This is a genomic window from Stenotrophomonas sp. 10N36 (genome assembly GCF_056395005.1).
In genome coordinates, this window is sequence record NZ_JBFTIS010000012.1 from 89,347 (window position 1) to 103,984 (window position 14,638).

13 protein-coding genes are annotated in these 14,638 nt (G+C 66.9%); 9 read left to right on the forward strand and 4 right to left on the reverse strand.

Going from position 1 to position 14,638, the window contains the following annotated elements:
* Positions 1–427 precede the first annotated feature (427 nt).
* Genes hemW through rph form a run of 4 tightly spaced genes read right to left on the reverse strand, consistent with a single transcriptional unit; the run spans position 428 to position 3,417 of the window.
* The gene (gene hemW / locus AC1DCJ_RS13360; protein WP_137190231.1) at positions 428–1,654 is read right to left on the reverse strand and encodes a radical SAM family heme chaperone HemW; all 1,227 of its coding nucleotides are present in this window, start codon (positions 1,652–1,654) and stop codon (positions 428–430) included.
* A gap of 58 nt (positions 1,655–1,712) precedes the next feature.
* Positions 1,713–2,309, reverse strand: coding sequence for an RdgB/HAM1 family non-canonical purine NTP pyrophosphatase (rdgB, locus tag AC1DCJ_RS13365; protein WP_478071170.1), 597 nt, complete (start codon positions 2,307–2,309; stop codon positions 1,713–1,715).
* Positions 2,306–2,692 (reverse strand): VOC family protein, encoded by a 387-nt coding sequence (locus AC1DCJ_RS13370; RefSeq protein WP_478071171.1) that lies wholly within the window; start codon positions 2,690–2,692, stop codon positions 2,306–2,308. The genes rdgB and AC1DCJ_RS13370 overlap by 4 nt, the downstream gene beginning before the upstream one ends.
* Positions 2,689–3,417, reverse strand: a complete 729-nt coding sequence (gene rph / locus AC1DCJ_RS13375) for a ribonuclease PH (RefSeq protein WP_038686489.1) — start codon at positions 3,415–3,417, stop codon at positions 2,689–2,691. The genes AC1DCJ_RS13370 and rph overlap by 4 nt, the downstream gene beginning before the upstream one ends.
* A 124-nt stretch (positions 3,418–3,541) precedes the next feature.
* On the opposite strand from rph, the gene AC1DCJ_RS13380 reads away from it, so the two are divergent.
* The 9 genes from AC1DCJ_RS13380 (at position 3,542) to AC1DCJ_RS13420 (ending at position 14,145) form a co-directional block, all read left to right on the forward strand.
* The gene (locus AC1DCJ_RS13380) at positions 3,542–4,402 is read left to right on the forward strand and encodes a YicC/YloC family endoribonuclease (protein ID WP_038686490.1); all 861 of its coding nucleotides are present in this window, start codon (positions 3,542–3,544) and stop codon (positions 4,400–4,402) included.
* Complete coding sequence (gene gmk, locus AC1DCJ_RS13385; RefSeq protein WP_137190228.1) at positions 4,399–5,064, forward strand: guanylate kinase; 666 nt, start codon at positions 4,399–4,401, stop codon at positions 5,062–5,064. The genes AC1DCJ_RS13380 and gmk overlap by 4 nt, the downstream gene beginning before the upstream one ends.
* A gap of 112 nt (positions 5,065–5,176) precedes the next feature.
* Positions 5,177–5,476 (forward strand): DNA-directed RNA polymerase subunit omega, encoded by a 300-nt coding sequence (gene rpoZ, locus AC1DCJ_RS13390; protein ID WP_005410877.1) that lies wholly within the window; start codon positions 5,177–5,179, stop codon positions 5,474–5,476.
* A gap of 375 nt (positions 5,477–5,851) precedes the next feature.
* Positions 5,852–8,011 carry a RelA/SpoT family protein gene (locus AC1DCJ_RS13395; protein WP_038686491.1) on the forward strand — a complete coding sequence of 720 codons (2,160 nt, stop codon included), beginning with the start codon at positions 5,852–5,854 and terminating at the stop codon, positions 8,009–8,011.
* 521 nt (positions 8,012–8,532) lie between these two features.
* Entirely contained in the window at positions 8,533–8,925 is a 393-nt protein-coding gene (locus AC1DCJ_RS13400; RefSeq protein ID WP_137190226.1) for a RidA family protein, read from the forward strand.
* A 1-nt stretch (position 8,926) separates the two neighbouring features.
* Positions 8,927–11,038 carry an ATP-dependent DNA helicase RecG gene (gene recG / locus AC1DCJ_RS13405; protein WP_478071172.1) on the forward strand — a complete coding sequence of 704 codons (2,112 nt, stop codon included), beginning with the start codon at positions 8,927–8,929 and terminating at the stop codon, positions 11,036–11,038.
* Between the two features lie 202 nt (positions 11,039–11,240).
* Positions 11,241–12,176: a nucleoside hydrolase gene (locus tag AC1DCJ_RS13410; RefSeq protein ID WP_478071173.1), complete on the forward strand. Its 936-nt coding sequence runs from the start codon at positions 11,241–11,243 to the stop codon at positions 12,174–12,176.
* A 112-nt stretch (positions 12,177–12,288) separates the two neighbouring features.
* Positions 12,289–12,531, forward strand: coding sequence for a type B 50S ribosomal protein L31 (locus tag AC1DCJ_RS13415; protein WP_038686500.1), 243 nt, complete (start codon positions 12,289–12,291; stop codon positions 12,529–12,531).
* Positions 12,532–12,777: 246 nt separating this feature from the next.
* The gene (locus AC1DCJ_RS13420) at positions 12,778–14,145 is read left to right on the forward strand and encodes a citrate synthase (protein ID WP_414715949.1); all 1,368 of its coding nucleotides are present in this window, start codon (positions 12,778–12,780) and stop codon (positions 14,143–14,145) included.
* Positions 14,146–14,638: the final 493 nt, after the last annotated feature.

The following is a 14,638-nucleotide window of genomic DNA, read 5'->3' on the forward strand; positions in this document are numbered from 1 at the left end:
GCCGCGATGTCGCCAACGGCAGCCGACCAACGGTCGGCACTACCCCGCGCATCGCCCCCGCCGTAGAGCCGACCGTTGGTCGGTTGTTCTTCGCGCACGGCCGGGATGTCGCCAACGGCAGCCGACCAACGGTCGGCTCTACCCTCACGCATCGCCTCCGCCGTAGAGCCGACCGTTGGTCGGCTGTTCTTCGCGCATGGCCGGTCTTCGCGCATGGCCGGGATGTCGCCAACGGCAGCCGACCAACGGTCGGCTCTACCTCGCGCATCGCCCCCTCCGTAGAGCCGACCGTTGGTCGGTTGTTCCCCACGCATCGCCCCGCGGTAGAGCCGACCGTTGGTCGGCTGCCTTCGGCGGATTCCCAAACGTGTGCAATGTGCAACAGACCAACGGCATCAGAGCAACAGCAGCCGACCAACGGTCGGCTCTACGCGGGGAGGAACAGTTCGACCACGTCGTTGGTGAAGCGCCGGCCCAGCTCGGTGGGGCGGGCATGCTCGCCGTCCAGGGTCATCCAGCCGCGCTGGATCGCCGCCTGCAAGGGCACGGCGATGCTCGCGCGCTCGAGACCGGTACGCGATTCGAAGTCCTTCAGGGTGAACCCCTCATGCAGACGCAGCAGGTTGAGCATGTATTCGAACGGCAGGCGCTCGCCATCGATCACGTCATCGCCGCCGATCGCCGCCGCCGTGCCCGCCGCATCCATGAAGGTCTGTGGGTGCTTGTGCTTCCAGCGCCGCAGCACGTGCTGCTCGGCCCCGCTGCTGATCTTGCCGTGCGCGCCCGCGCCGATGCCCAGGTAGTCACCAAAGCGCCAGTAGTTCAGATTGTGCGCGCTCTGTCGGCCCGGCTTGGCGTAGGCACTGACTTCGTACTGCGCGTAGCCGGCCTCGGCCAGCAGCGCCTGGCAGTGCTCCTGGATGTCCCACGCCGAGTCTTCGTCGGGAATGCCCTGCGGCGGCCGCGCGAAGAACACCGTGTTCGGCTCCAGGGTGAGCTGGTAGTGCGACATGTGCGTGGGCTGCAGCGCGAACGCGCGTTCCAGGTCATGTTCGGCCTGGGCCAGCGTCTGCTGGGGCAACGCGTACATCAGGTCGATGTTGAAGTTGTCGTAGCCCGCATCCTGGGCCAGCTTCACCGCACGCTCGGCTTCGCCGCTGTCGTGGATGCGGCCCAGGCGCTTGAGCGCCTCGTCGTTGAAGGTCTGGATGCCGAAGCTGATCCGGTTCACGCCGGCCGCGCGGTAGCGGTCGAAGCGACCGTGCTCGGCGGTGCCCGGATTGGTTTCCAGGGTCACTTCCAGGTTCGGCGCGAACCGCAGCCGGGCCGACGCCGCCTGCAGGAAGCGGTCGATCGCCTCGGGCGGGAACAGGCTGGGCGTGCCACCGCCGAAGAACACACTGCTCACCACCCGGCCCCAGACCAGCGGCAGGTCCTGGTCCAGGTCGCGGATCAGGGCGTCGATGTACGCCTCGAACGGCAGTTCGCCCTTGGCCGCGTGCGAGTTGAAATCGCAGTACGGGCATTTGCGCACGCACCATGGCAGGTGCACGTACAGCGCCAGCGGCGGCGGAATCAGCCGCGGCGCGTGGTCGTGGTCGCCCGCGCAGTGTTCGCCGGGCAGGTGGTCGCAATGGTCGTGGGGCTGAGGCATGGAATTCACGGGTAGTGCCGGCCGCTGGCCGGCTCTCCAGACATCATCAGGGGAGGCATCAGAGCAACGCGGGCAGTTTCTGCTTGAGCAACTGCAGGGCCAGCGCGCGATGACTGATGGCATTCTTCTGCGCCGGGTCCATCTCCGCTGCGGTCAGGCCCAGGGCCGGATCCAGGAAGACCGGGTTGTATCCGAAGCCGTTGCTGCCACGCAACTCGTCCAGGATCACCCCTTCCCAGCTGCCTTCGCAGATCAGCGGCTGCGGGTCGTTGGCGTGGCGCAGCAGCACGATCACCGCGTAGAAGCGGGCGGTGCGGCGGTCGGCCGGCACCTCGCGCAGCGCCTCGAGCAGCTTGGCGTTGTTGGCCGCATCGTTGGTCGGGCTGCCCGCATAGCGCGCGCTGTACAGACCGGGCGCGCCGTCCAGCGCGTCCACGATCAGGCCCGAATCGTCGGCCAGCGCCGGCAGGCCGGTGACGGCACTGGCGTGGCGCGCCTTGATCAACGCGTTCTCGACGAAGGTCAGGCCGGTTTCCGGCACGTCACTGACGCCCAGCTCGCCCTGCGCCACGATCTGCAGCGTCAGGTCGCCCAGCATGGCCTGCAGTTCCTTCAGCTTGCCGGCGTTGCCGCTGGCCAGTACCAGTGTCTTCATTTCGGCTCCAGCAGGTCCCAGGTGTTGCCATACAGGTCGCGGAACACCGCCACGGTGGCGTACACCTCTTCGCGCGGGGTCTCCAGGAAATCCACGCCACGCGCGGTCATCGCGGCGTGGTCGCGCCAGAAATCGTCGGTGTTCAGGAAGAAGCCGACGCGGCCGCCGGTCTGGTTGCCGATCCGGCTGCGCTGCTCGTCATTGCTGGCACGCGCCAGCAGCAGGGCCGCCGCGATGCCGTCGGTCGGCCCGACCACCACCCAGCGCTTGTCACCCTGGTCGATGTCGTCGATCAGGGCGAAGCCGAGCATGCCGGTGTACCAGGCAATGGCCTCGTCGTAGTCGGCCACCACCAGGGTGGTCAGCGCGATGCGGCGGTTCATGCAGACGCCAGGGCGGCCTGCTGTGCCGCAAACAAGTCTTTGATGCCCTTTTCGGCCAGCACCAGCAGCGCGTCCAGCTCGTCGCGACGGAACGCGTGGCCTTCGGCGGTGCCCTGCAGTTCGATGAAACCGCCGCCATCATTCATGACCACGTTCATGTCGGTGTCGCAGTCACTGTCTTCGGCGTAATCCAGGTCCAGCACCGGGGTGCCGCGGTACACGCCCACCGACACCGCCGCCACCGCGCCGAAGATCGGGTTGCGCTTGATGTCGCCGCGCTTGATCAGGAAGTTCACCGCGTCCACCAGCGCCACGTAGGCACCGGTGATGGCGGCGGTACGGGTGCCGCCATCGGCCTGCAGGACGTCGCAGTCCAGGGTGATGGTGCGCTCGCCCAAGGCGCCGCGGTCGATGCAGGCGCGCAGGGTGCGGCCGATCAGGCGCTGGATTTCCAGCGTGCGGCCGCCCTGCTTGCCACGCGCGGCTTCGCGGTCGTTGCGGGTGTGGGTGGAGCGCGGCAGCATGCCGTACTCGGCGGTGACCCAGCCTTCGCCCTTGCCACGCAGGAAGCCGGGCACGCGGTTTTCCACGCTGGCGGTGCACAGCACGCGGGTTTCACCGAAGCTGACCAGCACCGAGCCCTCGGCGTGACGGGTGAAGGCGCGCTCGATGCGCACTTCGCGCAGCTGGTCGGCCTGGCGGCCGCTGGGACGGGTGTCGGACATGCGTTGGGGTTCCGTGGAAGCTGGGGGAACGCGACCATGCCCGCACCCCGAGGGGGCAGGCAGGGAGGCTCGAATGAGACCGCTAGGGTACCATTCCCCCTTTGGGAACATCGGAAAACCCACCATGATTCGAAGCATGACCGCCTATGCCGGCGGCGAGCGCGCCACCCGCTGGGGCACGCTGGCCTGTGAGCTGCGCTCGGTCAACCACCGGTTCCTGGAGGTGGGCGTGCGCCTGCCCGACGAGCTGCGTGCGTTGGAACCGCAGTTGCGCGAGCGCGTCGCTTCCCGCTGCAGCCGCGGCAAGATCGACCTGGTCATGCGCCTGCGCGCGCCGGAGGTCACCGGTGCACTGGTGGTCAACGACGTGCTGCTGGCCCAGCTGGGCGAACTGGCCCGCCGCCTGGCGCCGGGCTTCCCCAGCCTGCAGGTGAGCTTCACCGAACTGCTGCAGGTGCCGGGGGTGATGCAGGGCGAAGCGGTGGACGCCGCGGCGCTGCATGCCGAGGCGCTGGCCCTGCTGGATGCCACCCTGGACGGTTTCGTGGCCGCGCGTGAGCGTGAAGGCGACAAGCTGGCCGCCGCCATCCAGGAACGCGTGGACGGGGTGGAGCGCATCGCCGCCGAGGTCACCACGCTGATCCCGTTGATCCGCGAGGGCCAGCGCACCAAGCTGGCCGCGCGCCTGGCCGACCTGCCGCACCCGGTCGATCCGGGCCGTGCCGAGCAGGAGCTGGTGATGTGGCTGCAGAAGCTGGACGTGGATGAAGAGCTGGACCGCCTGGGCAGCCATATCGTCGAAATCCGCCGGGTGTTCACCCAGCGCGAGCCGGTGGGCCGCCGCCTGGACTTCCTGCTGCAGGAATTCAACCGCGAAGCCAACACGCTGGGCTCCAAGTCGGTGGACAGCCGCACCTCCAATGCCGCCGTCGAGCTGAAGGTGCTGATCGACCAGATCCGCGAACAGGTGCAGAACATCGAATGAGCAGCCAGCCCACGCCCGCCGGTGCGCCTGCGCGCGGCACCCTGTACATCGTGGCCGCGCCCTCCGGGGCCGGCAAGAGCAGCATCGTCAACGCCACGCTGGCACGCGACCCGCAGATCGCCCTGTCGATCTCGTTCACCTCGCGGGCCACGCGCCCGGGTGAAATCAACGGCGAGCACTACCATTTCGTCAGCGCCGAGGAATTCGAGCGGATGATCGCCGCCGGCGACTTCTTCGAACATGCCTGGGTGCATGGCGACTGGAAGGGCACCGCGCGGCAGTCGGTGGAACCGCAGCTGGCCGCCGGACAGGACGTCCTGCTGGAGATCGACTGGCAGGGCGCCCAGCAGGTCCGGCAACTGGTGCCGGGCACGGTGACGGTGTTCATCCTGCCGCCGTCCAAGCAGGCGCTGCAGGACCGCATGCGCAAGCGCGGCCAAGACAGCGAGGCGGTGATTGCCCAGCGCCTGTCCGCCGCGCGTGAAGAGATGCTGCATTTCAACGACTTCGACTACGTCATCGTCAACGAGGTGTTCGAGACCGCAGTGGACGAGCTGTGCGCCATCTTCACGGCCAGCCGGCTGCGCCGGGAGGCCCAGAAGGTCCGCCACGCGGGCCTGATCCAGGCGTTGCTGACCCAGGATGCGGCCCCAACTGACTGATTCCAAACGGGGTGCTAGCGGGTTGGCTTGATTTTGTCCAGCCCCCGCCGGTACAATCCGTCCCCTTTCCCTCATTCGATTGAGCAGCCCTCACCGGCTGCCGGGAGCCCGCATGGCCCGCATCACCGTAGAAGATTGTCTGGAAGTCGTGAACAACCGTTTCGAACTGGTCATGATGGCGTCCAAGCGCGCCCGTCAGCTGGCCAATGGCGTCCAGGCCACCCTGGACAACAGCGAAACCGAAGACAAGCCGACCGTGCTGGCGCTGCGCGAAATTGCCGCCCGCAAGATCGACAACGCCCTGATCGACGAAGTCGAGAAGGCCGAACGCGAGCGTGCCGAGCGTGAAGCACTGGAATGGGCCGCTGCCGAAGTCGTTGCCGACGAAGACATGTCCAAGAACGACGACTGATCGCCTCGCGCGAACCGGTTGTGGTTGCACGAACAGCCCGCCTTGGCGGGCTGTTCTGCGTCTGGGCCCCCGGAAACTCCAGCACGCAACGACGCAGGGTGATCGGTCCAGGCGACGACCGTTGGCCATCGCACCACCCCCGTCCAACGCCGGTAGGCGACGACCGTTGGTCGTCGCGCCACCACCGGTCCAACGTGGCAGGCAACGACCGTTGCTCGTCGCGCCGTCACCGGTCCAACGTGGCAGGCAACGACCGTTGCTCGTCGCGCCGTCACCGGTCCAACGCGGGTAGGCGACGACCGTTGGTCGTCGCGCCCCCCTCCGCTCCCTGTTCAGATGTTTGCCGTTATCCCGCCGCTGGAATAGTCTTCCAGCATGAACCCAGGCCCCACTGCCAAGGTCGCCTCGCCCCCCGGCGCGGCCGTACCCGACTATGTCCTCCAGCTCGAACGTGCAGCGCATTACCTGCCGCCCGAGCAACTGCCGTTGCTGCGCCGTGCCTGGGAAGTGGGTGCGTCCGCGCATGCCGGGCAGACCCGCAAGTCCGGTGAGCCCTACATCACCCATCCGGTGGCCGTGGCCCAGGTGCTGGCCGAGCTCGGCCTGGACGTGGAAGCGCTGATCGCCGCGATCCTGCACGACACCATCGAAGACACCCCGCTGACGCGCGAGGAACTGGCCGCCGAGTTCGGCGAAGCGGTGGCCGAGCTGGTCGACGGCGTGACCAAGCTGGACAAGCTGAAATTCCGCGACCGCCAGGAAGCGGCCGCCGAGAGCTTCCGCAAGATGCTGCTGGCGATGTCGCGCGACCTGCGCGTAATCATGATCAAGCTGGCTGACCGCCTGCACAACATGCGCACGCTGGGCGCGCAGAGCCGCGAAGCGCGCGGCCGCATCGCCCGTGAAACGCTGGAGATCTACGCCCCCATCGCGCAGCGGCTGGGCATGAGCCTGGTCAAGAGCGAGCTGCAGAACCTGGGCTTCAAGGCGCTGTACCCGTGGCGCCACGCCATCCTGGAAAAGCACATCCGCAGCCAGCCGGTGGTCCGCCGCGAGGCGATGGCGCAGGTGGAGGTGCAGCTGTCCCAGCGCCTGGCCAAGGAAGGGCTGGAGCACCGGCTGGTCAGCCGCATCAAGACCCCGTGGAGCATCTACAACAAGATGCACGACGAGAACAAATCCTTCGACCAGGTGATGGATGTGTTCGGCTTCCGCCTGGTCGTGCGCAACGTGCCCAGCGCCTACCATGCGCTGGGCGCGGTGCATGCCACCTTCAAGCCGCTGGACGGGCGCTTCCGCGATTTCATCGCGATCCCCAAGGCCAACGGTTACCAGTCGCTGCACACGGTGCTGTTCGGGCCGTACGGGTCGCCGATCGAAGTGCAGATCCGCACCGAGGAAATGGACCTGATCGCCGAGCGCGGCGTGGCCGCGCACTGGACCTACAAGTTCGGCGGCGACTCGCCCAACAGCGCGCAGAGCCGCGCGCATGCCTGGATCGTGGAACTGATCGATTCCCAGCGCGCCGCCGGTTCGTCGCTGGAGTTCCTGGACAACGTCAAGGTGGACCTGTTCCCGGACGAGGTTTACCTGTTCACCCCGAAGGGCAAGATCCTGGCCCTGCCGCGCAACTCCACCGCGCTCGATTTCGCCTATGCGGTGCACACCGACGTGGGCAACATGGCCGTGGCCTCGCGCGTGGACAAGAAGCTGGTGCCGCTGCGCACCAAGCTGGTCAGCGGGCAGACCGTGGAAGTGATCACCGCGCGCTCGGCCACGCCCAAGCCGCAGTGGCTGGAGTTCGTGGTCAGTTCCAAGGCACGCACCGCGATCCGCCACCAGCTCAAACAGCTGGAGCACGAAGACGCGGTGCAGCTGGGCCACCGTATGCTCGACCGCGCGCTGGAGGCGATGGACAGCTCGCTCGAACGCCTGCCCAAGGGGCGCCTGGATGCGTTCCTGGCCGAACACCGTTACCCGCGCCTGGAGGCCTTGTTGGCCGAAGTGGCGCTGGGCAACTGGATGCCCAACCAGGCCGCACAGGCGCTGATGGCCTACGCCGAACTGCGCGGCGGCGCGCATTCCAAGCATTCGCAGGAAAAGATCCTGATCAACGGCAGCGAGCGCGGCGTGGTCAGCTTCGCCAACTGCTGCCAACCGATCCCGGGCGACGACATCATGGGCTACCACACCGCCGGCAAGGGCATCGTGGTGCATCGCATGGACTGCCCGAACCTGGCCGAACTGCGCAAGTCGCCCGAGCGCTGGGTGCCCATCGGCTGGGACACCACCGTGTCCGGCGACTACGACACCTCGCTGGTGGTGGAAGTGGAAAACGGCACCGGCGTGCTGGCCCAGCTGGCCGCGGCGATCGCCCAGAGCCATTCCAACATCGAACGCGTGGACTACCTCGACCGCGATTTCAATGCGGCGGTGCTGGCCTTCAACATCCAGGTCCGCGACCGCAACCACCTGGCCGAGGTCATGCGCAGACTGCGGCGGTTGTCGGTGGTGCAGTCGGTTCGCCGGCAATAAACCGCGTTCCGCGCGGCGATGATGGGCGCCGACGCGCTTCGCCGGGCAATGGGCGCACCACCGGGGGGTAGAGCCGACCGTTGGTCGGCTGCCGTAGACCGCGCGGCGATGGCCGGCTCCAACGCCTCTTCGCCGGGCAATGGGCACACCACCGAGGTAGAGCCGACCGTTGGTCGGCTGCTCGCACACCGCGCGGCGATGATCGGCTCCAACGCCTCTTCGCCGGACAATGGGCACACCACCGAGGTAGAGCCGACCGTTGGTCGGCTGCCGTACATCTCGCGGCAATGATCGATTTGGTCGGCCAGCCGACCAACCGTCTTCGTCATTCTCCGGCCAGCCGACCAACCGTCTTCGTCATTTTCCGGCCAGCCGACCAATCGTCTTCGTCATTCTCCGGCCAGCCGACCAACGGTCGGCTCTACCAGAGATTGCGGCTTCGATTGCGGCTTCGATCGCGGCTTCGGACCTTGGCTTCGGCGGTACAATGGTGGGCCCATTTTTGTCCCCCTGGAGCTCCCATGTCCCGCCAGATCATCACCAGCGCCAACGCCCCGGCCGCGATCGGTCCGTATTCGCAGGCTGTGCGTGCCGGCAACACCGTGTACTTCTCCGGCCAGATCCCGCTGGACCCGGTCACCGGTGACATCGTCGGTGCCGGCGACATCGAAGCGCAGGCCCGCCGCGCGTTCGACAACCTCAAGGCCGTGGCCGAAGAAGCCGGTGGTTCGCTGGACCAGATCGTCCGCCTCGGCCTGTACCTCACCGACCTGGCCGAGTTCGCCAAGGTCAACGCGGTCATGCAGGATTACTTCAAGGCCCCGTTCCCGGCCCGTTCCACCATCGAAGTGTCCGGCCTGCCCAAGGGCGCCAACTTCGAGGTTGATGCGGTGATGGTGCTCGACCAGGCCTGACGTGGCACGGTTACGGGCTCCTGCACCGGCCCTGGCCGCGGCCGGAGAAGCATCGCTGTCGATGCTTCCCGGGATCGGCCCGGCGGTGGCCACCAAGCTTGAGGCCCGTGGCCTGTCCTCGTTGCAGGACCTGTGGCTGCACCTGCCCCTGCGTTATGAAGACCGCACCCGGCTGACCACCATCGCCCAACTGCAGCCCGGCGTGGCCGCGCAGGTGGAAGGGCGGGTCAGCGCGGTTGAACGCGGCTTCCGTGGCCGCCCGGTGCTCAAGGTCGCCATCGAGGACGACTCCTACGGCACCCTGGTGCTGCGCTTTTTCCATTTCCGCTCGCAGCAGGTGTCGCAGTTCGCCGTCGGCGCGCGCATCCGCTGCTATGGCACTGCCAAGCCCGGCCATACCGGGCTGGAGATCGTCCACCCCAGTTACCGGGTGATGGGCGTCAACGACGATGACGATCTCGGCGACAGCCTCGACCCGGTCTACCCGGCCATCGAAGGCGTCGGCCCGGCCACCCTGCGCAAGTTCATCGGGCTGGCGTTGGACCGGTTGCCGGAAGAATCCACGCTGGAACTGGTGCCGCCGGGCTGGTTGTCCGGCATGGGCCTGCCGTCGCTGCGCAGCGCGCTGCTGACCGTGCACCGGCCGCCGCCGACGGCCGACCTGGCCGCGCTGGCCGCCGGCCGCCACCCGGCACAGCGCCGCCTGGCCATCGAAGAACTGCTGGCCCACCACCTCAGCCTGCGCCGTCAGCGCATGGCACTGCAGGCGCACCACGCACCGTCGCTGCGCGGGCCGGGCGTGTTGGTCAGGCAGCTGCGCGACAGCTTGCCGTTCCAGCTCACCGGGGCGCAGCAGCGCGTGTTCGAACAGATCCGCAAGGACCTGATCAAGGCGCACCCGATGCTGCGTCTGGTGCAGGGGGATGTGGGGTCGGGCAAGACCGTGGTGGCCGCGTTGGCGGCGATGCTGGCAGTGGAGCGGGGCAAGCAGGTTGCATTGGCTGCGCCCACTGAACTGCTGGCCGAACAGCACCTCAACAACCTGCGCGCCTGGCTGGAACCGCTGGGCGTGCGCACCGCCTGGCTGGCCGGCAAGGTCACCGGCAAGGCGCGCACCAAGGTCCTGGCCGACGTGGCCTCCGGCGATGCACAGGTGGTGGTCGGCACCCATGCCCTGATGCAGGACAGCGTGGTGTTCAAGGATCTCGCCCTGGCCATCGTCGACGAGCAGCACCGCTTCGGCGTGCATCAGCGCCTGGCCCTGCGCGACAAGGGCGCCGACGGGCGCAGCGTGCCGCACCAGCTGGTGATGACCGCCACCCCGATCCCGCGCACGCTGGCGATGTCCGAGTATGCCGACCTGGATGTGTCGGCCATCGATGAACTGCCGCCGGGGCGCACCCCGGTGCAGACCGTGGCGTTCAACAACGACCGGCGCCCCGAACTGATCCAGCGCATCGCCGTGGCTTGCGCCGAGGGGCAACAGGTGTACTGGGTGTGCACGCTGATCGAGGAAAGCGACGAGCTCGATGCCACCCCGGCCCAGGCCACCTTCGAATCGCTGCAGGCGCTGTTGCCGGGCGTGCGCGTGGGCCTGGTGCATGGTCGGCTCAAGGCCAGCGAAAAACTCGCCACGATGGTGGCGTTCAAGGCCGGTCAGCTCGACCTGCTGGTGGCCACCACCGTGATCGAAGTGGGCGTGGACGTTCCCAATGCATCGCTGATGATCATCGAAAACGCCGAGCGTCTCGGCCTGGCCCAGCTGCACCAGCTGCGCGGCCGGGTAGGGCGCGGCTCGGCCGTGTCGCGCTGCGTGCTGCTGTACCAGGCACCGCTGTCGGCGATGGCGCGCCAGCGGCTGGAAACCATGCGCCAGACCAACGACGGCTTCCTGATCGCCGAAAAGGACCTGGAACTGCGCGGCCCCGGCGAACTGCTCGGCACCCGCCAGACCGGCCTGGCTGCATTCCGCATGGCCGACCTGGCCCGCGACGCCGACCTGCTGCCGGGCGTGCACGACCTGGCCGAGCGCCTGCTGGCCGAAGCACCGGACGTGGCTGACAAGGTCGTGCGCCGCTGGATCGGCACGGCCGTGCGCTACGCGGCGGCGTAAAACAGCGCGAATCTTCTGATTTTCCCGCTACGGGCCTACCGGCCCCGAAGGGGCCCATCTGGTCGCAGGCGGACCGATCGAAGCGGCGCCTTTCAACCCTGTACCGACCAACGGTCGGTACCTGCCCGCGCCTAATCGCCCCCGCCTTGTATTTGTCATGACAGGGTGCGAAAGTCCCTTGCCGATTATCAAGACGGCAACGATGACCAAGAAGATTCCGCTGTTGATCGACACCGATCCGGGTGTCGATGACGCCCTGGCCCTGTTGATGGCCTTCGCCGATGAGCGCCACGATATCGTCGGCCTGACCATCGCCGCCGGCAATGTGGGCCTCGAGCACACCGTGCGCAACGCGCTCAAACTGTGTGAAGTGGCCGGTCGCGAAGACGTGCCGGTCTACGCCGGTACCGCCGACCCGCTGCTGCATCCCTCCGTTGACGCGGCCCACGTGCATGGCGCCGACGGCTTTGGCGATGTGAACCTGCCGGCCGCCAAGCGCCAGGCCGAAGCCGAGCACGCCGCGCTGGCGATCCTGCGCCTGTCGCACCAGTACGCCGGCGAGCTGTTCCTGGTCGCCTTGGGTCCGCTGACCAACCTGGCCCTGGCCCTCAAGCTCGACCCGACCCTGCCGCAGCGCGTGAAGCGCTTCCTGGTGATGGGCGGGGCAGTGACCTGCCACGGCAACATCACCCCGGCGGCCGAGTTCAACATCGCCTTCGACCCCGAAGCGGCGCACGTCGTGTTCACCGGCTTCCCGCACATCGAAGTGGCCGACTGGGAGGCCACCGTCGCCCACGGCCTGCTGCACGCCGATGTCGAGAAGTGGCTGGCCGCCGACACCGACAAGGCCCGGTTCTATGAGCTGATTTCGCGCCAGACCCGCCTGTGGTCCGAAGACAGCCGCGGCGAGCGCTGGTTCGCCGCCGATGCCCTGGCCATGGCCTGGGCGCTGCAGCCCGAAGGCGCCCTGCGGGTCGAATCGCGTCCCCTGAACGTCGAACTGGCCGGCGTGCACAGCCGAGGTGCTACCATTGTCGACTGGAACCGCCAGACCGGGCAGCCGGATAACACCCAGCTGCTGATGGCCTACGACCAGGGGCGTTTTGAAGCCCAGGTCCGGTCGGCACTCGGCGTCTGATGACGCCGCTGCGGCGGACCTTTCGCACGGTTGATGGTCCCGGCTTGCCCTTTGCGGCATCCGGGGCTATAATGCCGCTCTTGATCACCAGCCCTTATTACGGTGCGCGCCCATGAAGGCCGATACTCATCCTGTTTACCGCGACGTGGTTTTCCACGACGTTACCTCTGATTTCAAGATCCTGACCCGTTCGACCATGTCCGCCAAGGAAACGGTCAAGTGGGAAGATGGCAACGAGTACCCGCTCGTCAAGGTTGAAATCTCCTCGGCTTCGCATCCGTTCTACACGGGCAAGCACAAGGTGATCGACACCAGCGGCCGTATCGACAAGTTCCAGAAGCGCTACGCGCGCTGAGTTGTCGCTGCAGTTGCACGAAAACAACGGTCGCCTTGGCGGCCGTTGTTTTTTTGTGTCCGCTCCAGGGCCGTGAACTGAACGCAGGCCAAGCGCCGCACCGGTGCCTGCGGAACACTCTGTCCGGACGTTGTTGTCCGCATGCCGCGCGGGGCCTTGGCGCTGCTGGAACGGCGCACCATACGCAGGCGCGTACCCGCGTCTACGACTTCCGTCCTAGGGCGGCAGAAATGTTGCTGTGCGATAATGGCGGGATCCACGGTAACGATCGTGGACTTCCTTCACGTGCCTGCCCCATGCGCTTGGGTGGGCGCCTTCCCTCGAGGAGCGCACACAGTGTCCGATCTTGATCAGGTCACGCTCAACGCCGGCGAAAAGTCGGTTGTTTTGCCCGTCATCAAACCTACGCTCGGCAACGATTGCGTCGATATCTCGAAGCTGACCAAGGAAACCGGTCTCTTCACGTACGACTCCGGCTTCACTGCCACCGCCAGCTGCAAGTCCGCCATCACCTATATCGACGGTGACAAGGGCGTGCTGCTGTATCGCGGCTATCCGATCGAGCAGCTCTCGGAAAAGTCCAGCTACGTCGAAGTGGCCTACCTGCTGATCAATGGCGAGCGTCCGAGCGCCGAGCAGTTGAAGGCCTTCACCGACGAGCTGGCCGCTGAAGCCAACGTCGATGCGTCGATCAACACCCTGATCGGCAGCTTCGCCAAGGACGCCCATCCGATGGCCATCCTGACCGCCGCCATCGCGCAGCTGTCGGGCATCTACCACGCCTCGCTGGACCTGTCCGACGCCGAACAGCGCCGCCAAGCCGCCGTGCGTCTGATCGCCAAGGTGCCGACCCTGTCGGCCCTGATCTACCGCCATGGCAAGGGCCTGCCGGCCAACACGCCGGACACCTCGCTGGACTACGTCAGCCGCTTCCTGAAGCAGACCTTTGAATCGGCCGACGGCCAGTACGAACTGAACCAGGACGTGGTCAAGGCACTGGACCTGCTGTTCATCCTGCACGCCGACCACGAGCAGAACGCCTCGACCTCGACCGTGCGTCTGGTTGGTTCGACCGGTGCCAACCCGTACGCGTCGGTCGCCGCGGGCGTCACCGCGCTGTGGGGTCCGGCCCACGGCGGTGCCAACGAAGCCGTGCTGAAGATGCTGGAAGAGATCGGTTCGGCCGACAACGTCGAGTCCGCTGTGCTCAAGGCCAAGGACAAGACCTCCGGCTTCCGCCTGATGGGCTTCGGCCACCGCGTGTACAAGAACTTCGACCCGCGCGCCAAGGTCATCGGTGAGATGACCGGCAAGGTGCTCAAGCAGCTGGGCGTGCAGGATCCGCTGCTGGACGTGGCCGTCAAGCTGGAACAGGCCGCGCTGCAGGACGACTACTTCGTTGCCCGCAAGCTGTACCCGAACGTCGATTTCTATAGCGGCATCATCTACAAGGCGCTGCAGATCCCGACGGAAATGTTCACCGTCATGTTCGCGCTGGGCCGTACCTCCGGCTGGGTTGCGCATTGGCTGGAACAGCAGGTCGATCCGGAAATGAAGATCGGCCGTCCGCGCCAGGTCTACACCGGCAGCGACGTGCGCGACTACCAGGGCTGATCGTCCCGGTAACGCGTGTTGAAAGGCGCCCCGCATTGCGGGGCGTTTTTTTTTGGTTCTTCTCTCATCTGAGGGGAGCGTGTTGTTGCAAGGGCCGTCGCAGAGTGAGCACGACGCTACGCGGGTGGGTTGGGTGTGCAGGCGCCGTTTGGATGGGCTGGCGATCTCCGATCGGGCTGGCCGCGAGCGTAAGGGCCCCGTAGCAGCCGGTAGGCCCCTGGTGCAAATGTCCCCCGGCCGCTGGGCGGCCTCCTCCTTTATTTTGCCCAGGGGCCTTATCTGTTCGGAATCTGGCAGCGTAGGCGTCGAGAGCCGGCGTGGGCCGCCGTAGGGGCCTGGATCTTGACGATCGACCTGTAGCTGGGCGCCCACGCCGGAATCTCCCTTGATCCGCCCGAACAGTTGCTCGAGGCAGCACTCGAAGTGATAAGACTGGGCAAGCGGGGGAGCTCTCGACCTTTCCAGCCTAGCGGAGATTTCCCATGAGCGGAAT